Source organism: Serratia sp. CMO1 (genome assembly GCF_015689115.1).
Classification (GTDB): Bacteria; Pseudomonadota; Gammaproteobacteria; order Enterobacterales; family Enterobacteriaceae; genus Serratia; species Serratia marcescens.
The window spans coordinates 272,552-291,288 of sequence record NZ_CP065032.1; the positions used below are offsets into that span (position 1 = coordinate 272,552).

Annotated in this window: 12 protein-coding genes, 2 tRNA genes, 3 rRNA genes and 1 riboswitch; of the genes, 11 read left to right on the forward strand and 6 right to left on the reverse strand. The window is 57.1% G+C overall.

Annotated features, from left to right (window positions below):
- Positions 1–80: 80 nt before the first annotated feature.
- A riboswitch (TPP riboswitch) is annotated at positions 81–205 on the reverse strand.
- Positions 206–244: 39 nt separating this feature from the next.
- On the reverse strand, positions 245–748 hold the full coding sequence (locus tag IT763_RS01235) for an Rsd/AlgQ family anti-sigma factor (protein ID WP_016929420.1): 504 nt from the start codon (positions 746–748) through the stop codon (positions 245–247).
- Positions 749–849: 101 nt separating this feature from the next.
- Between IT763_RS01235 and nudC the strand changes: the two genes are divergently transcribed.
- From nudC to IT763_RS01265, 6 genes are all read left to right on the forward strand, one after another.
- Positions 850–1,617, forward strand: a complete 768-nt coding sequence (nudC, locus tag IT763_RS01240; protein ID WP_028127642.1) for an NAD(+) diphosphatase — start codon at positions 850–852, stop codon at positions 1,615–1,617.
- 38 nt (positions 1,618–1,655) lie between these two features.
- Positions 1,656–2,720 (forward strand): uroporphyrinogen decarboxylase, encoded by a 1,065-nt coding sequence (hemE, locus tag IT763_RS01245; RefSeq protein WP_206195090.1) that lies wholly within the window; start codon positions 1,656–1,658, stop codon positions 2,718–2,720.
- Between the two features lie 9 nt (positions 2,721–2,729).
- The gene (gene nfi / locus IT763_RS01250; protein WP_049300349.1) at positions 2,730–3,416 is read left to right on the forward strand and encodes a deoxyribonuclease V; all 687 of its coding nucleotides are present in this window, start codon (positions 2,730–2,732) and stop codon (positions 3,414–3,416) included.
- Positions 3,417–3,464: 48 nt separating this feature from the next.
- Positions 3,465–4,055 (forward strand): YjaG family protein, encoded by a 591-nt coding sequence (locus tag IT763_RS01255; RefSeq protein WP_015376329.1) that lies wholly within the window; start codon positions 3,465–3,467, stop codon positions 4,053–4,055.
- 189 nt (positions 4,056–4,244) lie between these two features.
- Entirely contained in the window at positions 4,245–4,517 is a 273-nt protein-coding gene (gene hupA, locus IT763_RS01260) for a nucleoid-associated protein HU-alpha (protein WP_004929874.1), read from the forward strand.
- 36 nt (positions 4,518–4,553) lie between these two features.
- Positions 4,554–5,225 (forward strand): DUF1481 domain-containing protein, encoded by a 672-nt coding sequence (locus IT763_RS01265; RefSeq protein WP_028127643.1) that lies wholly within the window; start codon positions 4,554–4,556, stop codon positions 5,223–5,225.
- 49 nt (positions 5,226–5,274) lie between these two features.
- On the opposite strand, the gene purD is transcribed toward IT763_RS01265, so the two are convergent.
- Complete coding sequence (purD, locus tag IT763_RS01270) at positions 5,275–6,558, reverse strand: phosphoribosylamine--glycine ligase (protein ID WP_049300348.1); 1,284 nt, start codon at positions 6,556–6,558, stop codon at positions 5,275–5,277.
- Positions 6,559–6,606: 48 nt separating this feature from the next.
- Positions 6,607–8,196: a bifunctional phosphoribosylaminoimidazolecarboxamide formyltransferase/IMP cyclohydrolase gene (gene purH, locus IT763_RS01275; RefSeq protein ID WP_033631541.1), complete on the reverse strand. Its 1,590-nt coding sequence runs from the start codon at positions 8,194–8,196 to the stop codon at positions 6,607–6,609.
- A 636-nt stretch (positions 8,197–8,832) separates the two neighbouring features.
- Between purH and IT763_RS01280 the strand changes: the two genes are divergently transcribed.
- The 5 genes from IT763_RS01280 to rrf all read left to right on the forward strand — a co-directional run bounded on the left by IT763_RS01280 (position 8,833) and on the right by rrf (position 13,968).
- Positions 8,833–10,374, forward strand: a 16S ribosomal RNA gene (locus IT763_RS01280).
- A gap of 74 nt (positions 10,375–10,448) precedes the next feature.
- Positions 10,449–10,525 (forward strand) — tRNA-Ile (locus IT763_RS01285).
- A gap of 38 nt (positions 10,526–10,563) precedes the next feature.
- Positions 10,564–10,639: transfer RNA gene (locus IT763_RS01290), tRNA-Ala, on the forward strand.
- Between the two features lie 207 nt (positions 10,640–10,846).
- Positions 10,847–13,754, forward strand: a 23S ribosomal RNA gene (locus IT763_RS01295).
- Between the two features lie 98 nt (positions 13,755–13,852).
- A 5S ribosomal RNA gene (gene rrf / locus IT763_RS01300) occupies positions 13,853–13,968 on the forward strand.
- Together the 16S, 23S and 5S rRNA genes with 2 tRNA genes alongside form the textbook arrangement of a ribosomal RNA operon.
- Positions 13,969–14,327: 359 nt before the next feature.
- On the opposite strand, the gene actP is transcribed toward rrf, so the two are convergent.
- The 3 genes from actP to acs all read right to left on the reverse strand — a co-directional run bounded on the left by actP (position 14,328) and on the right by acs (position 18,338).
- Complete coding sequence (gene actP, locus IT763_RS01305) at positions 14,328–15,980, reverse strand: cation/acetate symporter ActP (RefSeq protein WP_004930048.1); 1,653 nt, start codon at positions 15,978–15,980, stop codon at positions 14,328–14,330.
- Positions 15,977–16,288 carry a DUF485 domain-containing protein gene (locus tag IT763_RS01310; RefSeq protein ID WP_004930047.1) on the reverse strand — a complete coding sequence of 104 codons (312 nt, stop codon included), beginning with the start codon at positions 16,286–16,288 and terminating at the stop codon, positions 15,977–15,979. The genes actP and IT763_RS01310 overlap by 4 nt, the downstream gene beginning before the upstream one ends.
- A gap of 91 nt (positions 16,289–16,379) precedes the next feature.
- Complete coding sequence (acs, locus tag IT763_RS01315; protein ID WP_164053953.1) at positions 16,380–18,338, reverse strand: acetate--CoA ligase; 1,959 nt, start codon at positions 18,336–18,338, stop codon at positions 16,380–16,382.
- Between the last annotated feature and the right edge of the window lie 399 nt (positions 18,339–18,737).

Consider the following 18,737-nt stretch of genomic DNA (forward strand, 5'->3'; position numbering starts at 1 on the left):
TTGCTTGTCTGGAGCTCGGAGGGAGTAATGATGGTGGCCGATAAGGCAGGGCGCCCGCAAGGGGACGGCCGTGCCTGTGGCGATAGATTACTCTTGTTCCCTTCGCGGGTATTAACCCGATCAGGTTCCGCGGATCCCGAATTAACGGTCTCAGCCTGGCTGATTCGATGAACAAATCAGGCGCTAGGCACTCCGACAAGATGCCCCCCAGTATAGGAGGGATAAGAAAAAAAACTATAAAATTTTAACGCGCCGGATCCAGTGTCTGGTCCGGCAGCGGTTGCTGCGCGGCTTCCGCTTCCAGTTGGATCAGCTTATCTTCCAGCGCAAAGCGCGCCGCCAACGTTTCGCCGATATCCGACAAGGCCTGGTGGAATTCCAGACAAACTTCCTGATCGATATCCACTTCGGTATAGCGATCGTGGAACGCCATGATCTGTTCGGTATTGGCCCACAGCTTGGGGTAGATGTTCACCGCCAGCGACATTTTCGGACTGGCTGCGCCTTCCACTTGTTTGATAATTCTGTCATAGATATGAAAATGCCCTGCGGAGAGGTAATCCACCAGGTTATGGCAAAAGTTCTCCAGCGCTTTTTCATTCAGCGGCGTATGCTTTTCTTTATTCGGTTTGAGGCCTACCAGCGTGCAGTAGGCGACCAGCAACTGCTTGCGGGCCTGAAGCCATTGATCAACTAATTCATTACTACCGCCAACGCGCTGAGTCAGCCTTTCCAAACGGTTGAGCATGTTTGACTCCGTGTAAGTAACAAAAGTAACCGGTAAGTTATTAAAATGTAACAAAGCCGATTTGTAGAGTGCCAGTGAAGCTGAGGTTGTGCAACAACGATATGGAACTTGCATTAACGGGCAATGAAAACGGCTGGTGGATCGTCAGCCATGAAAGCAAACTTTGGTTACCGAACGGTGAATTGCCGTCGGGGACTGCCGCCGCCCTCGGGCTGCAGGGCCACATGGCGCGCGTCATCGGTGAGTGGGAGGGCGCGCCGGTCTGGCTGGTGCGCCAGGCGATGCCGCGGGAGATGGGGTCGGTGCGTCAGCTGTTGGATCAGGATCGCGGTCTGTTCCAGCTGGCCGGGCGCGGCGTGCAGCTGGCGGACTTCTACCGCTCCCATCGCTATTGCGGCTACTGCGGCCATGAGATGCACCTCAGCCGCACCGAAAGCGCCTGCCTGTGCGGCCATTGCAAAGAACGCTACTACCCGCAGATCGCGCCCTGCGTGATCGTCGCCATTCGGCGCGAGGATCAGATCCTGCTGGCGCAGCACGTGCGCCATCGCGGCGGCATTCACACGGTGCTGGCCGGCTTCGTCGAAGTGGGCGAAACGCTGGAGCAAGCGGTGGCGCGCGAAGTGATGGAAGAGAGCAATATTGAAATCAAGAACCTGCGCTACGTCACGTCACAACCCTGGCCGTTTCCGCACTCGCTGATGATGGCCTTTATGGCCGATTACCACCAGGGTGAGATTCGTCACGATCCCAAGGAGCTGCTCAATGCCGGCTGGTATCGTTACGACCAACTGCCGCTGTTGCCGCCGCCCGGCACCGTGGCGCGCCGGTTGATTGAGGACACCGTGGCGCTGTGCCGGGCAGAATAATGTACAATGGCCGGCAGATTATTAAGGGAGCCCCATAAATGACTGAGTTGAAGAACGATCGTTACCTGCGCGCGCTGTTGCGCCAGCCGGTGGATGTGACCCCCGTATGGATGATGCGCCAGGCCGGTCGTTATTTACCGGAGTACAAGGCGACTCGCGCCCAGGCCGGTGATTTCATGTCGCTGTGCAAGAACGCGGAGCTGGCCTGGGAGGTTACGCTGCAGCCGCTGCGCCGCTATGCGCTGGACGCCGCCATCCTGTTCTCCGATATTCTCACCATTCCCGACGCCATGGGGCTCGGCCTGTACTTTGAAGCCGGCGAAGGCCCGCGTTTCAGCTCCCCCGTCACCTGCCGCGCCGACGTCGACAAACTGCCGGTGTTCGATCCGGAAGTGGAGCTGGGCTATGTGATGAACGCGGTGCGCACCATTCGCCGCGAGCTGAAGGGCGAAGTGCCGCTGATCGGCTTCTCCGGCAGCCCGTGGACGCTGGCTACCTATATGGTTGAGGGCGGCAGCAGCAAGGCCTTCACCAAGCTGAAGAAGATGATGTATGCCGAACCGGCCACGCTGCACCTGTTGCTGGACAAGCTGGCGGACAGCGTGATCCTGTATCTCAATGCCCAGATCAAGGCCGGCGCGCAGTCGGTGATGGTGTTCGACACCTGGGGCGGCGTGCTGACCGGGCGCGATTACCGCGAGTTCTCGTTGCACTACATGCACAAGATCGTCGATGGCCTGCTGCGTGAAAATGACGGCCGCCGCGTGCCGGTGACGCTGTTTACCAAAGGCGGCGGGCAGTGGCTGGAGGCGATGGCCGCCACCGGCTGCGATGCGCTGGGGCTGGACTGGACCACCGACATTGCCGATGCGCGCCGTCGCGTAGGCGACAAAGTGGCGCTGCAGGGCAATATGGATCCGTCGATGCTTTATGCTTCTCCGGCGCGCATCGCGGAAGAAGTGGAGACCATTCTGGCCGGTTTCGGCCACGGCAACGGTCATGTGTTCAACCTGGGCCACGGCATCCATCAGGATGTGCCGCCGGAGCACGCCGGGGCCTTCGTCGAGGCGGTACACGCGCAGTCGGCGAAATACCACCGTTAAGGATCCGATGTGACCGATATGGCGGCTCTGCGCGCCGAACAGCTGCGGCGCGCCGCTGAAGTCATTCGCTACGACGATCTGCCGGCCGAACCGCCGGCGTTCATCGCCGGCGCCGATGTGGGCTTCGAGCAAGAGGGCGCGGTGACGCGCGCCGCCATCGCCATCCTGCGCTATCCGTCGCTGGATCTGGTGGAGTATCAGGTGGCGCGCATCGCTACCGTCATGCCTTATATCCCGGGTTTCCTGTCGTTTCGCGAATACCCGGCGCTGCTGGCCGCCTGGGCGCAGCTGCGGCAAAAACCGGGGCTGATCTTCGTTGATGGCCACGGCGTTTCACATCCGCGGCGCCTTGGCGTCGCCAGCCATTTCGGCCTGCTGGTCGATGTGCCGACCATCGGCGTGGCCAAGAAGCGCCTGTGCGGCAAATTCGCGCCGCTGGACGCCGCCGTCGGCGCGCTGGCGCCGTTGGAAGATAAGGGTGAACAGCTGGGTTGGGTATGGCGCAGCAAGGCGCGTTGCAACCCGCTGTTCATCTCTACCGGTCACCGCGTGGGTGCCGACAGCGCGCTGGCGTGGGTGCAGCGCTGCATGGCGGGCTACCGTTTGCCGGAGCCGACCCGTTGGGCCGACGCCATCGCTTCGCGCCGTCCGGCGTTTCAGCGGTGGTTGCAGCAGCATCCGGAGGTGTCGCCATGAGCGATTTCGGGTACACTGCGCCGCAGATAACGCGTAAGAGAGTAAAGCATGCTACGTAACCCGATTCATTTACGTCTGGAACGGCTCGAGGGCTGGCAACATTTGACCTTTATGGCCAGTTTGTGCGAGCGTATGTACCCGAATTACCAGATGTTCTGCAAACAGACCGAGTTCGGCGATCCGGCGGTTTATCGCCGCATTCTGGATTTGGTGTGGGAAACGCTGGTGGTGAAGGATGCCAAGGTCAACTTCGACAGCCAGCTCGAGAAGTTGGAAGAGGCGATTCCGTCGGCGGAAGATTACGATCTTTACGGCGTTTACCCGGCAATTGATGCCTGTATCGCATTAGGGGAACTGATCCATTCGCGGCTCGGCGGGGAGACGCTGGAGCACGCCATCGCCATCAGCGAAACATCGATTCGCACCGTGGCGATGTTGGAAATGACCCAAGCCGGTAAGGAAATGACCGACGAAGAGTTGGAAAGTTTGCCGGCGGTAGAGGAAGAATGGGACATTCAATGGGAAATTTTCCGCCTGTTGGACGCCTGTGAAGAGCGCGATTTAGACCTGATCAAGGGGCTGCGATCCGACCTGCGAGAGGCCGGTGTCAGCAACATCGGGATAAATTTAGCGCAATAAGGCAACAAAACGTGATTTAACGCCTGATTTGTCATGCCTTAAGGCTTCACATCCGCACCCTGTCTGGTCTACATTTGGGGGGCGTAAAAAAAGTGGCTATCGGTGCGTGTATGCAGGAGAGTGCTGTCAATCGGCATATCCGTCGCACTCGATGCTTTGCAAACGATAAACACACTGTAAGGATAACTTATGAACAAGACTCAACTGATTGATGTAATCGCGGACAAGGCTGACCTTTCCAAAGCACAAGCTAAACTGGCTCTGGAATCCACCCTGGCTGCAATTACTGAGTCTCTGAAAGAAGGTGATGCAGTACAATTGGTTGGCTTCGGTACTTTCAAAGTAAACCATCGTAGCGAGCGCACTGGCCGCAACCCACAGACTGGCAAAGAAATCAAAATCGCAGCAGCCAACGTGCCTGCGTTCGTTTCTGGCAAAGCACTGAAAGACGCCGTTAAATAAGACCGCGCCTCGGTGAAAAGATTAAACAGGGGGGCGATGGCGCCCCTTTTGTTTACTCGTCGGGCGCTCATGGCCGTTGGCATCGCCGTCGGCCTGAGCGCCTGCAGTTTCCATTCCGATATCCCCAGTTTTACCGCCAGCGGCTTCGTGGCCGATCAGGGCGTGATACGTCTGTGGCGTAAAGACGATGAGCAACATCGTCCGCAAGTGTTGGTCAGCGTCTACAGCCCTTACCGCGGCCCGGGTACCATTACCACGCTGTACACCTATCAGGGCGACGTGCTGCGCCAAATCAAACGTAACGACGCCGACGGCGATCGAGATTCTATTCAGCTGCGCTTTGCCGACGACGGCACGGTGAGCTTTATGCAGCGCCAACTGGCGACACGCCGCGAACCGCTGACCCGCGATGAAATTGCCCTGTATCAATATCAGGCGCGACGGATCCTCGAAGTGAGCAATGCGCTGCGCGCCGGCAAGGTGAAATTGCTGCAGGGGCGTTGGATGCAGGGCGAGGTGCAAACCTGCGACGGCCAAAGCATGAAACCGGGACTGGATGCCGCCTCCATCGTCTGGATCGAGAAGCGTGCCCGCAGCAGCAGCCGGCCGGTGAGCGTCGCCTGGCTGGAAGCGCCTGAAGGCAGCGAACTGCTGCTGGTGGCGAACGACGATTTCTGCAGCTGGGAACCGAAAGAAGACCAACTATAAAAAAGGCCCCGCGCTGCGGAGCCTCTTGTCATGACCATGAAAGGTCAAATTATTTGCCGCGCGCAATCGCGCGATAACCGATATCTTTACGGCAGAAGCTGCCTGGCCACTGGATGCCTTCCGCCAGCTGATAAGCGCGTTGCTGCGCCTGCGCCACGGTGTCGCCCAGCGCCGTCACGCACAGCACGCGGCCGCCGCTGGTGACGACGTCATCGCCCTGCAGGTGCGTACCGGCGTGGAAGACCTTACCGTCGGCGCTTTCCTGCTGCGGTAGCCCCTGGATAACCTCACCGTTGCGATAGTCGCCCGGATAACCGCCGGCTGCCAGCACTACGCCGAGCGCAGGGCGTTCGTCCCAGTCAGAACTTTTCTCGTTCAGACGGCCTTCGGCACCCGCCAGGCATAGTTCCACCAGATCGGAGCGCAGGCGCAGCATGATCGGCTGAGTTTCCGGATCGCCAAAACGGCAGTTGAATTCGATCACCTTCGGCTGGCCGTCAGCGGAGATCATCAGGCCGGCGTACAGGAAGCCGACGTAGGTATTGCCTTCCGCCGCCATGCCGCGCACCGTCGGCCAGATCACCTGGTCCATGGCGCGCTGGTGGATTTCGTCGGTCACGACCGGCGCCGGAGAGTAGGCCCCCATGCCGCCGGTGTTCGGGCCGGTATCGCCGTCGCCGACGCGCTTGTGGTCCTGGCTGGTGGCCATCGGCACCACGTTCTCGCCATCGACCATCACGATGAAGCTGGCTTCTTCGCCGTCGAGGAACTCTTCCACTACGATGCGATGACCGGCGTCGCCGAAGGCGTTGCCGGCCAGCATGTCACGCACGGCTTCTTCCGCTTCCTGCAGCGTCATCGCGACGATCACGCCTTTACCGGCCGCCAGGCCATCAGCCTTGATGACGATCGGCGCGCCTTTGCGGCGCACATAGGCTAGCGCTGGCTCCACCTCGGTGAAGTTTTCATATTCGGCGGTCGGGATGCGGTGGCGCGCCAGGAAATCTTTGGTGAAGGCTTTGGAGCCTTCGAGCTGCGCGGCGGCCTGTGATGGGCCGAAGATTTTCAGACCGGCGGCCTGGAAGGCGTCGACCACGCCGATCACCAGCGGCGCTTCCGGCCCAACGATGGTCAGACCGATATCATGGCTCTGGGCGAACGCGACCAGGGCGGGGATGTCGGTGGCGGCGATCGCCACGTTTTCCAGATTGGCTTCCAGCGCGGTGCCGGCATTACCCGGCGCGACGTAGACTTTGTCCGCCAGCGGAGACTGGGCGGCTTTCCAGGCCAGCGCGTGTTCGCGCCCGCCGTTGCCGATAATCAAAATGTTCATCAGGGGCTCCACGAATGGCGTGCGCCGGAGCGCACGCGGCAAAAGGAATTAATGGCGGAAGTGACGCATGTCGGTGAAGATCATCGCGATGCCGTGTTCGTTGGCGGCGGCGATCACTTCGTCGTCGCGGATCGAACCGCCCGGCTGGATCACGCAGGTGATGCCAACCGCCGCCGCGGCATCGATGCCGTCGCGGAACGGGAAGAAGGCGTCGGAGGCCATGGCGGAGCCTTTCACTTCCAGCCCTTCGTCGCCCGCTTTGATGCCGGCGATCTTGGCGGAGTAAACGCGGCTCATCTGGCCGGCGCCTATGCCGATGGTCATGTTGTCACGCGCATAAACGATGGCGTTGGATTTCACGAACTTGGCCACTTTCCAGCAGAACAGCGCGTCACGCAGTTCCTGTTCGGTCGGCTGGCGCTCGGATACCACGCGCAGATCGGCGGCGGTGACCATGCCCAGATCGCGATCCTGCACCAGCAGCCCGCCGTTGACGCGTTTGAAGTCCAGCCCCGCCACGCGTTGCTGCCACTGGCCGCAGGCCAGCACGCGCACGTTCTGTTTGGCGGCCAGCAAGGAGCGCGCTTCCTGGGTGACGTTTGGCGCGATGATCACTTCCACGAATTGGCGGCTGATGATCGCCTGCGCGGTGGCGGCGTCCAGCTCGCGGTTAAAGGCGATGATGCCGCCGAAGGCGGAGGTCGGGTCGGTTTGGTAAGCGCGCTCGTAGGCGGCCAGAATGTCGTCGCCGATCGCCACGCCGCAAGGGTTGGCGTGCTTGACGATCACGCAGGCCGGTTCGTCGAACTCTTTCACGCATTCCAGCGCGGCGTCGGTATCGGCGATGTTGTTATAGGACAGCGCTTTGCCCTGCAGCTGTTCGGCGGTCGCGACAGAAGCTTCCTTTACTTCTTCCTCTATATAGAAGGCGGCCTGCTGGTGGCTGTTTTCACCGTAGCGCATATCCTGCTTCTTGATGTAGTTGAGGTTCAGGGTGCGCGGGAAGCGGCCGGACGGCTGTTCGGTCTCGCCGTGGTACGCCGGCACCAGCGCGCCGAAGTAGTTGGCGATCATGCTGTCGTAGGCGGCGGTGTGTTCAAAGGCCTTGATGGCGAGATCGAAGCGGGTGGCATAGCGCAGCGAGCCGTCGTTGTTGTCCATCTCGGTAATGATGGCGGCGTAGTCGCTGCTCTTCACCACGATGGCGACGTCTTTATGGTTCTTGGCGGCGGAGCGCACCATGGTCGGGCCGCCGATATCGATATTTTCGACCGCGTCTTCTAGCGAGCAATCCGGGCGCGCCACGGTTTGGGCGAACGGGTACAGATTGACGACCACCATGTCGATAGGCTTGATGTCATGCTGATTCATGACGGCGTCGTCCTGGCCGCGGCGGCCGAGAATGCCGCCGTGGACTTTCGGGTGCAGGGTCTTAACTCGTCCGTCCATCATCTCCGGGAAGCCGGTGTAGTCGGAAACTTCGGTAACGGGCAGACCGGCGTCTGCCAGCAGACGAGCGGTGCCGCCGGTGGAGAGCAGTTCAACGCCGCGCTGGGAAAGCGCTTCGGCGAATTCAACGATACCGGTTTTGTCAGACACGCTGAGCAGGGCCCGGCGGATTGGACGAGGTTGTTGCATGGTTTTATCCCTTGGCTTTGAGTCGCAATTAAAGAGCGTTACGTGAATGTCCACCTCGTTCTCTCTATAAGGAAGGGTTTTTTGCCTTATAAAGGGAGGGTCAGGCACATATTCAGGTAGCGCCCCCATTAAAAGGGGGATCGTTTCGTCGCGGGGAATTGTAGCGAAAACGTTTGCGTGGCGCTCGTAAATTTTCCGTGCAAATCGCATCTGTGGATAACACTGTGTGCAAGTGGGTATAAGGCGGGGTTTTGCTGTGGAATGCAGCGAACGATCGTTTTTGCTGAAAATACCTGTTGCGGCCTGCGAGGAACTCCCTATAATGCGCCTCCATCGACACGGAACATGTGAACAACTTCACAGAGTATCCGGGGGTCGCAGAGAAAAAATCCTGAAAATTAGGGTTGACTCTGAAAGAGGAAAGCGTAATATACGCCACCTCGAGTTAGCAAGCGAAAGCGCCTAACTCACTGCTCTTTAACAATTTATCAGACAATCTGTGTGGGCACTCCACAAGACGATATCCAGCATCTTCGGATGCAAAAAATATCAAGTCTTGAAGAGTGACTAACTGAAGTAAAATTCATGCAGTAAATCTTTGAGCATCGCTTCTCGAGTGGAAGCAAATCAAGCTTTTAATTGAAGAGTTTGATCATGGCTCAGATTGAACGCTGGCGGCAGGCTTAACACATGCAAGTCGAGCGGTAGAACAGGGGAGCTTGCTCCCCGGGTGACGAGCGGCGGACGGGTGAGTAATGTCTGGGAAACTGCCTGATGGAGGGGGATAACTACTGGAAACGGTAGCTAATACCGCATAACGTCGCAAGACCAAAGAGGGGGACCTTCGGGCCTCTTGCCATCAGATGTGCCCAGATGGGATTAGCTAGTAGGTGGGGTAATGGCTCACCTAGGCGACGATCCCTAGCTGGTCTGAGAGGATGACCAGCCACACTGGAACTGAGACACGGTCCAGACTCCTACGGGAGGCAGCAGTGGGGAATATTGCACAATGGGCGCAAGCCTGATGCAGCCATGCCGCGTGTGTGAAGAAGGCCTTCGGGTTGTAAAGCACTTTCAGCGAGGAGGAAGGTGGTGAGCTTAATACGTTCATCAATTGACGTTACTCGCAGAAGAAGCACCGGCTAACTCCGTGCCAGCAGCCGCGGTAATACGGAGGGTGCAAGCGTTAATCGGAATTACTGGGCGTAAAGCGCACGCAGGCGGTTTGTTAAGTCAGATGTGAAATCCCCGGGCTCAACCTGGGAACTGCATTTGAAACTGGCAAGCTAGAGTCTCGTAGAGGGGGGTAGAATTCCAGGTGTAGCGGTGAAATGCGTAGAGATCTGGAGGAATACCGGTGGCGAAGGCGGCCCCCTGGACGAAGACTGACGCTCAGGTGCGAAAGCGTGGGGAGCAAACAGGATTAGATACCCTGGTAGTCCACGCTGTAAACGATGTCGATTTGGAGGTTGTGCCCTTGAGGCGTGGCTTCCGGAGCTAACGCGTTAAATCGACCGCCTGGGGAGTACGGCCGCAAGGTTAAAACTCAAATGAATTGACGGGGGCCCGCACAAGCGGTGGAGCATGTGGTTTAATTCGATGCAACGCGAAGAACCTTACCTACTCTTGACATCCAGAGAACTTAGCAGAGATGCTTTGGTGCCTTCGGGAACTCTGAGACAGGTGCTGCATGGCTGTCGTCAGCTCGTGTTGTGAAATGTTGGGTTAAGTCCCGCAACGAGCGCAACCCTTATCCTTTGTTGCCAGCGGTTCGGCCGGGAACTCAAAGGAGACTGCCAGTGATAAACTGGAGGAAGGTGGGGATGACGTCAAGTCATCATGGCCCTTACGAGTAGGGCTACACACGTGCTACAATGGCGTATACAAAGAGAAGCGACCTCGCGAGAGCAAGCGGACCTCATAAAGTACGTCGTAGTCCGGATTGGAGTCTGCAACTCGACTCCATGAAGTCGGAATCGCTAGTAATCGTAGATCAGAATGCTACGGTGAATACGTTCCCGGGCCTTGTACACACCGCCCGTCACACCATGGGAGTGGGTTGCAAAAGAAGTAGGTAGCTTAACCTTCGGGAGGGCGCTTACCACTTTGTGATTCATGACTGGGGTGAAGTCGTAACAAGGTAACCGTAGGGGAACCTGCGGTTGGATCACCTCCTTACCTAAAGATATTAGTTCGAGTGGCGTGCTCACACAGATTGTCTGATAGAAAGTAACGAGCAGAAATACCTTTATAGGCTTGTAGCTCAGGTGGTTAGAGCGCACCCCTGATAAGGGTGAGGTCGGTGGTTCAAGTCCACTCAGGCCTACCACTTCTCGGAAGTGGAAAAGGTACTGCGCGTGACTGTATGGGGCTATAGCTCAGCTGGGAGAGCGCCTGCCTTGCACGCAGGAGGTCAGCGGTTCGATCCCGCTTAGCTCCACCATATAGTCCGGTATTTCAATACTTCAGAGTATATTGGCGACAGTATGCTGCGAAGTATTTTGCTCTTTAACAATCTGGAACAAGCTGAAAATTGAAACATGACGGCTGAAATTTATCCCTCCGTAGAAGTACCGGGATGAAGAGTAACCTGTCATAGAGTCTCTCAAATGTTTGCAGCGCGAACGATGGAAACATCTTCGGGTTGTGAGGTTAAGTGACTAAGCGTACACGGTGGATGCCTAGGCAGTCAGAGGCGATGAAGGGCGTGCTAATCTGCGAAAAGCGTCGGTAAGGTGATATGAACCGTTATAACCGGCGATACCCGAATGGGGAAACCCAGTGTGTTTCGACACACTATCATGTCATGAATACATAGTGGCATGAGGCGAACCGGGGGAACTGAAACATCTAAGTACCCCGAGGAAAAGAAATCAACCGAGATTCCCCCAGTAGCGGCGAGCGAACGGGGAGGAGCCCAGAACCTGAATCGGCTTGTGTGTTAGTGGAAGCGTCTGGAAAGTCGCGCAGCAAAGGGTGATAGCCCCGTACACTAAAATGCACAGGTCGTGAGTTCGATGAGTAGGGCGGGACACGTGACATCCTGTCTGAATATGGGGGGACCATCCTCCAAGGCTAAATACTCCTGACTGACCGATAGTGAACCAGTACCGTGAGGGAAAGGCGAAAAGAACCCCGGCGAGGGGAGTGAAATAGAACCTGAAACCGTGTACGTACAAGCAGTGGGAGCACCTTCGTGGTGTGACTGCGTACCTTTTGTATAATGGGTCAGCGACTTATATTTTGTAGCAAGGTTAACCGTATAGGGGAGCCGTAGGGAAACCGAGTCTTAACTGGGCGAATAGTTGCAAGGTATAGACCCGAAACCCGGTGATCTAGCCATGGGCAGGTTGAAGGTTGGGTAACACTAACTGGAGGACCGAACCGACTAATGTTGAAAAATTAGCGGATGACTTGTGGCTGGGGGTGAAAGGCCAATCAAACCGGGAGATAGCTGGTTCTCCCCGAAAGCTATTTAGGTAGCGCCTCGTGAACTCATCTTCGGGGGTAGAGCACTGTTTCGGCTAGGGGGCCATCCCGGCTTACCAAACCGATGCAAACTCCGAATACCGAAGAATGTTATCACGGGAGACACACGGCGGGTGCTAACGTCCGTCGTGAAGAGGGAAACAACCCAGACCGCCAGCTAAGGTCCCAAAGTCATGGTTAAGTGGGAAACGATGTGGGAAGGCATAGACAGCCAGGATGTTGGCTTAGAAGCAGCCATCATTTAAAGAAAGCGTAATAGCTCACTGGTCGAGTCGGCCTGCGCGGAAGATGTAACGGGGCTAAACCATGCACCGAAGCTGCGGCAGCGACGCTTAGGCGTTGTTGGGTAGGGGAGCGTTCTGTAAGCCGGTGAAGGTGGCCTGTGAGGGTTGCTGGAGGTATCAGAAGTGCGAATGCTGACATAAGTAACGATAAAGCGGGTGAAAAGCCCGCTCGCCGGAAGACCAAGGGTTCCTGTCCAACGTTAATCGGGGCAGGGTGAGTCGACCCCTAAGGCGAGGCTGAAAAGCGTAGTCGATGGGAAACAGGTTAATATTCCTGTACTTGGTGTTACTGCGAAGGGGGGACGGAGAAGGCTAGGCTAGCCGGGCGACGGTTGTCCCGGTTTAAGCGTGTAGGGGGTGTGACCTGGTAAATCCGGTTGCATACTAACCCTGAGGCGTGATGACGATGCACTACGGTGCAGAAGTAGTTGATGCCCTGCTTCCAGGAAAATCCTCTAAGCTCCAGGTAACATTAAATCGTACCCCAAACCGACACAGGTGGTCAGGTATAGAATACCAAGGCGCTTGAGAGAACTCGGGTGAAGGAACTAGGCAAAATGGTGCCGTAACTTCGGGAGAAGGCACGCTGGCATGTAGGTGAAGTCCCTCGCGGATGGAGCTGAAGCCAGTCGAAGATACCAGCTGGCTGCAACTGTTTAATAAAAACACAGCACTGTGCAAACACGAAAGTGGACGTATACGGTGTGACGCCTGCCCGGTGCTGGAAGGTTAATTGATGGGGTCAGCCGCAAGGCGAAGCTCTTGATCGAAGCCCCAGTAAACGGCGGCCGTAACTATAACGGTCCTAAGGTAGCGAAATTCCTTGTCGGGTAAGTTCCGACCTGCACGAATGGCGTAATGATGGCCAGGCTGTCTCCACCCGAGACTCAGTGAAATTGAACTCGCTGTGAAGATGCAGTGTACCCGCGGCAAGACGGAAAGACCCCGTGAACCTTTACTATAGCTTGACACTGAACATTGAGCCTTGATGTGTAGGATAGGTGGGAGGCTTTGAAGCGTGGACGCCAGTCTGCGTGGAGCCATCCTTGAAATACCACCCTTTAATGTTTGATGTTCTAACTCGGCCCCATAATCTGGGGTGAGGACAGTGTCTGGTGGGTAGTTTGACTGGGGCGGTCTCCTCCCAAAGAGTAACGGAGGAGCACGAAGGTTAGCTAATCACGGTCGGACATCGTGAGGTTAGTGCAAAGGCATAAGCTAGCTTGACTGCGAGAGTGACGGCTCGAGCAGGTACGAAAGTAGGTCTTAGTGATCCGGTGGTTCTGAATGGAAGGGCCATCGCTCAACGGATAAAAGGTACTCCGGGGATAACAGGCTGATACCGCCCAAGAGTTCATATCGACGGCGGTGTTTGGCACCTCGATGTCGGCTCATCACATCCTGGGGCTGAAGTAGGTCCCAAGGGTATGGCTGTTCGCCATTTAAAGTGGTACGCGAGCTGGGTTTAGAACGTCGTGAGACAGTTCGGTCCCTATCTGCCGTGGGCGTTGGAAGATTGAGAGGGGTTGCTCCTAGTACGAGAGGACCGGAGTGAACGCACCACTGGTGTTCGGGTTGTCATGCCAATGGCATTGCCCGGTAGCTAAGTGCGGAAAAGATAAGCGCTGAAAGCATCTAAGCGCGAAACTTGCCTCAAGATGAGTCTTCCCTGGGCCTTCAAGGCCCCTGAAGGAACGTTTAAGACTAAGACGTTGATAGGCTGGGTGTGTAAGTGCAGCGATGCATTGAGCTAACCAGTACTAATGATCCGTGAGGCTTAACCTTACAACACCGAAGGTGTTTTTAGAGAGATTTTCAGCGAAGTTCCGAGATTGGTTCTGATGGCGACACGAGAGTGAAGCGGTTGGAATAAAACGAATTTGCCTGGCGGCAATAGCGCGGTGGTCCCACCTGACCCCATGCCGAACTCAGAAGTGAAACGCCGTAGCGCCGATGGTAGTGTGGGGTCTCCCCATGCGAGAGTAGGACACTGCCAGGCATCAAATAAAACAAAAAGCCTCATGCGAAAGCATGAGGCTTTTTGTTTTGTCTGTTATCTGGCGTTCTGCTCGAGCATGGGCATGCGAAAGGCCCGTCGGGAACGGGCCTTAACGCCGTGTGCGGCGGCCCCGGAGGGGAGAGTCTCAGGATGAGACGAATTGTGTAGGACACTGCCAGGCATCAAACAAAGTCGAAAGCCCTGAACTGACGTTCAGGGCTTTTTGCTATGCGTAAAACGTCAAAAAGCGCAGCTACGCTGCGCGGTTTTCCCCTCCTTCTTCTCCGCCAGCGAGCCAGAGAAAAGGCCCCGAAGGGCCTTTGATTAGGGTGTGTTTGCTTTTTTCACTTATTATTCGATCAATGCGAGCTGCCCTGAGAGATGCCCAGTCCGGTTTGCGAACGGACAAACTGGGCCCGGAAGCGTTCCCGCTCCTGCTGTCCGGCCAGCGAGCTGTCGGTGATCGAGAACAGCCAGGTGCCGACAAAGGCCACGATCATCGAGAACAGCGCCGGATATTCATACGGATAAATCGGTTTTTCATGGCCGAGGATCTGTACCCAGATTGTCGGGCCGAGGATCATCAGAATCACCGCCGTTAACAGACCCAGCCAGCCGCCAATCATCGCGCCGCGGGTCGTCAAACGCGACCAGTACATCGACAGGATGATGATAGGGAAGTTACAGCTGGCGGCGATGGAGAAGGCCAGTCCGACCATAAAGGCGATATTCTGCTTCTCGAACAAAATCCCCAGGGCAATGGCGACCAGCCCCAATACCACGACGGTGATCTTGGAGACCTTCAGTTCATCGCGCTCGGTCGCCTTGCCGTTTTTAATCACGCTGGCGTACAGGTCATGGGACACGGCCGAGGCGCCGGCCAGCGTCAGGCCTGCGACGACTGCCAGAATGGTGGCGAACGCCACCGCCGAGATAAAGCCGAGGAAGAAGTTGCCGCCAACGGCATTGGCCAGATGCACCGCCGCCATGTTGGTGCCGCCCAGCAGCGCGCCGGTGGCGTCTTTGAACGCCGGATTGGCGCTGACCAGCAAGATGGCGCCGAAGCCGATGATAAAGGTCAGAATATAGAAGTAACCAATAAAGCCGGTGGCGTAGAACACGCTCTTGCGCGCTTCCTTGGCGTCACTCACGGTGAAGAAACGCATCAGGATGTGCGGCAGACCGGCGGTGCCGAACATCAGCGCCAGGCCAAGCGATAGCGCGGAAATCGGATCGGAGACCAGCCCGCCGGGGCTCATGATGGCGATGCCTTTCGGGTGCACCTTTACCGCTTCGGCGAACAGGGTATTGAAGTCGAAGTTCACCGACTTCATCACCATCAGCGCCATAAAGCTGGCGCCCGCCAGCAACAGCACCGCTTTGATGATCTGCACCCAGGTGGTGGCCAGCATGCCGCCGAACAGCACGTACAGCACCATCAGGATACCGACCAGGATCACCGCCACGTGGTAGTTGAGCCCGAACAGCAGCTGGATCAGTTTGCCGGCGCCGACCATCTGCGCGATCAGATATAGCGCCACCACCACCAACGAGCCGCAGGCCGAGAGGGTACGGATCGGTTTCTGCTGCAGACGGTAAGAGGCGACATCGGCGAAGGTATAGCGGCCGAGATTGCGCAGGCGTTCTGCGATCAGGAACAGAATGATCGGCCAGCCGATGAGGAAGCCGATGGAGTAGATCAGCCCGTCATAGCCCGAGGTATAGACCAGTGCGGAGATGCCGAGGAACGAGGCGGCGGACATGAAGTCGCCGGCGATCGCCAGGCCATTTTGCAGGCCGGTGATGCGCCCGCCCGCGGTGTAGTAGTCCTGACGGGAACGGGTGCGTTTGGACGCCCAATAGGTGATGTAGAGTGTGGCGCCGACAAACAGGATAAACATCACGATCGCCTGGATGTTCAGCGGTTGACGATGCACCTCACCGCCAATGGCGTCGGCGCAGGCCAGGCCAGGCAGTAACAGCAGCGCGGCGGCGGACAATAAGCGCTTCATTGTTTCACCTCGCGCAGAATCTCTGCGGTGAGGCGATCGAACTCGCCGTTGGCGCGAAACACGTAGATCCCGGTCAAGACGAAAGAGATCACGATCAACCCGACGCCGACCGGGATCCCGCGGGTGATGGTCGATCCGGCGGCGATCGGCGTGCCGAGCCATTGGGGATCGAAGGCGATCAACAAGATAAAGCCGACGTACAGCGCCAGCGTAATCAGCGAAAGCAGCCAGGCGAACCGGCCGCGTTTTCTCACCAGCTCTTTAAAGCGCGGGTTTTCTTCAATCCCTTGATAAATGGTGTCATTCATCAGAGTGTCTCCAGTCGGTATTGAGAGAGTACGCCGCGCCAGGGCCGCTCAACGGCGCGTTATCCGAATGAGCGGCCTGAAGCGGCGTAAATTATGACGGCACTTTCATTGATTGTTTTTCTTCCAACAGCTTGTCGACTACGGCCGGATCCGCCAGCGTGGAGGTATCCCCCAGGTTGCTGGTGTCGCCGGCGGCAATTTTGCGCAGGATACGCCGCATGATCTTGCCGGAGCGCGTTTTGGGCAGCGAATCTGTCCAGTGCAACACATCCGGCGTAGCGATCGGCCCTATCTCTTTGCGCACCCAGTTGCGCACTTCGGTATAGAGCTCCGGCGTCGGTTCTTCGCCGTGATTCAGCGTGATGTAGGCGTAGATCGCCTGGCCTTTGATGTTGTGAGGAATGCCGACCACCGCTGCTTCGGCGATTTTCGGGTGCGATACCAGCGCGGACTCGATCTCGGCGGTGCCCAGACGATGGCCGGAGACGTTCAGCACGTCGTCGACGCGGCCGGTGATCCAGTAGTAACCGTCCTCGTCGCGGCGGGCGCCGTCACCGCTGAAGTACATGCCTTTGAAGGTCGAGAAGTAAGTTTGCTCGAAGCGATCATGATCGCCGAACAGGGTGCGCGCCTGGCCTGGCCAGGAATCGACGATCACCAGATTGCCTTCGCAGGCACCTTCCTGCGGCGTGCCGACGTTATCGACCAGCGCCGGCTGTACGCCAAAGAACGGCCGCGTGGCTGAACCGGCCTTCAGCTCAGTGGCGCCCGGCAGCGGGGTAATCATGAAGCCGCCGGTTTCGGTTTGCCACCAGGTGTCGACGATCGGGCATCTCGCGTTGCCGATCTTGTTGTAATACCACTCCCAAGCTTCCGGGTTGATCGGTTCGCCGACCGAGCCCATGATGCGCAGCGAATCGCGTCGGGTGCCTTCGATCGCCTTGTCGCCTTCGGCCATCAACGCGCGAATGGCGGTCGGCGCGGTATACAGAATGTTGACCTGGTGTTTGTCGATCACCTGCGACAGGCGATTGACGCCCGGATAGTTAGGCACGCCTTCGAACATCAGCGTGGTGGCGCCGCAGGCCAGCGGGCCGTACAGCAGATAGCTGTGGCCGGTGACCCAGCCCACGTCGGCGGTGCACCAGTAAATGTCGCCGTCGTGGTAGTCGAACACATACTTAAAGGTCATCGCAGCGTAGACCAGGTAGCCGCCGGTGGTGTGCAGCACGCCTTTCGGCTTGCCGGTCGAACCGGAGGTGTACAGGATGAACAGCGGATCTTCGGCGTTCACTTCTTCCGGCGGGCAGTCTGCGGAGACGCCCTGGGTCAGCTCATGCCACCACAGATCGCGCCCTTCCTGCCAGTAGCCCGGCTTACCGGTGCGTTTGAATACCACCACGTTGGCCACGCTGATCACGCCGGGATTTTTCAGCGCATCGTCGACGTTCTTTTTCAGCGGCACGGCGCGGCCGGCGCGCAGGCCTTCATCGGCGGTGATCACCAGTTTGGCGTTGGAGTCGATAATGCGCCCGGCGACGGCTTCCGGCGAGAAGCCGCCGAAGATCACCGAATGTACGGCGCCGATGCGCGCGCAGGCCAGCATCGCGACCGCCGCTTCCGGCACCATCGGCATATAGATGGCCACCACGTCGCCTTTTTTAACGCCGAGCTGTTTCAGCACGTTGGCGAATTGGCAGACATCGTGATGCAGCTGTTTGTAAGTCACCTTTTTGGATTGGGTCGGGTCATCGCCTTCCCAAATAATGGCGGTCTGGTCACCGCGCTCGGCCAGATGGCGGTCCAGGCAGTTGGCCGCCAGGTTCAAGGTGCCGTCTTCAAACCAGCGAATGCTGACGTGGCCCGGATCGAACGAGGTATTTTTAACTTTGGTATAGGGTTTGATCCAATCCAGGATTTTGCCATGCTCACCCCAGAAAGCCTCTGGGTCTTGAACCGACTGTTGATAATACTGTTGGTATTGTGCCGGATTAATCAGGGCGCGTTCTGCAATTGCAGAAGGAATAGCGTGTTTATGCAGTTGGCTCATAGCTTTTCTCCTTGAAGTTGTTAATGATATGTCAACTGAAGGTTAAGTATAGTTTGCTACGATTCTTTGTTTCTTTTTTGCGCGGCAGATCACGCAACAAAGATATTGATTTGTAATCGTTCTGTCGCATTTGCAGGGCGTATCTATCTCTTTGGCGCTTAAATCCTCATAAACCCACGTTTTTAACCAAAAACACTTATATAAAGAACAAAAAAGAATAAACCAAAACGGGCTCAACTGCCGAGAAACTAATAGATACGATCAGGGCCGCCATTATTTCTCGCTATAAATCTTTTTGGATTATTTTTCGCTATTAATATTCTAAGTTGGCATTAGCACGATATAACGATGGACTGCACAGCGTGAAATAACGTTTTATTAACCTTTAATTCCTGATGA

What these genes read in the sequence shown, in the direction of transcription:
- IT763_RS01235 (WP_016929420.1), bottom strand. Translation starts at nt 748, where the DNA reads ATGCTCAACCGTTTGGAAAGGCTGACTCAGCGCGTTGGCGGTAGTAAT.
- nudC (WP_028127642.1), top strand. Translation starts at nt 850, where the DNA reads ATGGAACTTGCATTAACGGGCAATGAAAACGGCTGGTGGATCGTCAGC.
- hemE (WP_206195090.1), top strand. Translation starts at nt 1,656, where the DNA reads ATGACTGAGTTGAAGAACGATCGTTACCTGCGCGCGCTGTTGCGCCAG.
- IT763_RS01255 (WP_015376329.1), top strand. Translation starts at nt 3,465, where the DNA reads ATGCTACGTAACCCGATTCATTTACGTCTGGAACGGCTCGAGGGCTGG.
- hupA (WP_004929874.1), top strand. Translation starts at nt 4,245, where the DNA reads ATGAACAAGACTCAACTGATTGATGTAATCGCGGACAAGGCTGACCTT.
- IT763_RS01265 (WP_028127643.1), top strand. Translation starts at nt 4,554, where the DNA reads ATGGCGCCCCTTTTGTTTACTCGTCGGGCGCTCATGGCCGTTGGCATC.
- purD (WP_049300348.1), bottom strand. Translation starts at nt 6,558, where the DNA reads ATGAACATTTTGATTATCGGCAACGGCGGGCGCGAACACGCGCTGGCC.
- purH (WP_033631541.1), bottom strand. Translation starts at nt 8,196, where the DNA reads ATGCAACAACCTCGTCCAATCCGCCGGGCCCTGCTCAGCGTGTCTGAC.
- actP (WP_004930048.1), bottom strand. Translation starts at nt 15,980, where the DNA reads ATGAAGCGCTTATTGTCCGCCGCCGCGCTGCTGTTACTGCCTGGCCTG.
- IT763_RS01310 (WP_004930047.1), bottom strand. Translation starts at nt 16,288, where the DNA reads ATGAATGACACCATTTATCAAGGGATTGAAGAAAACCCGCGCTTTAAA.
- acs (WP_164053953.1), bottom strand. Translation starts at nt 18,338, where the DNA reads ATGAGCCAACTGCATAAACACGCTATTCCTTCTGCAATTGCAGAACGC.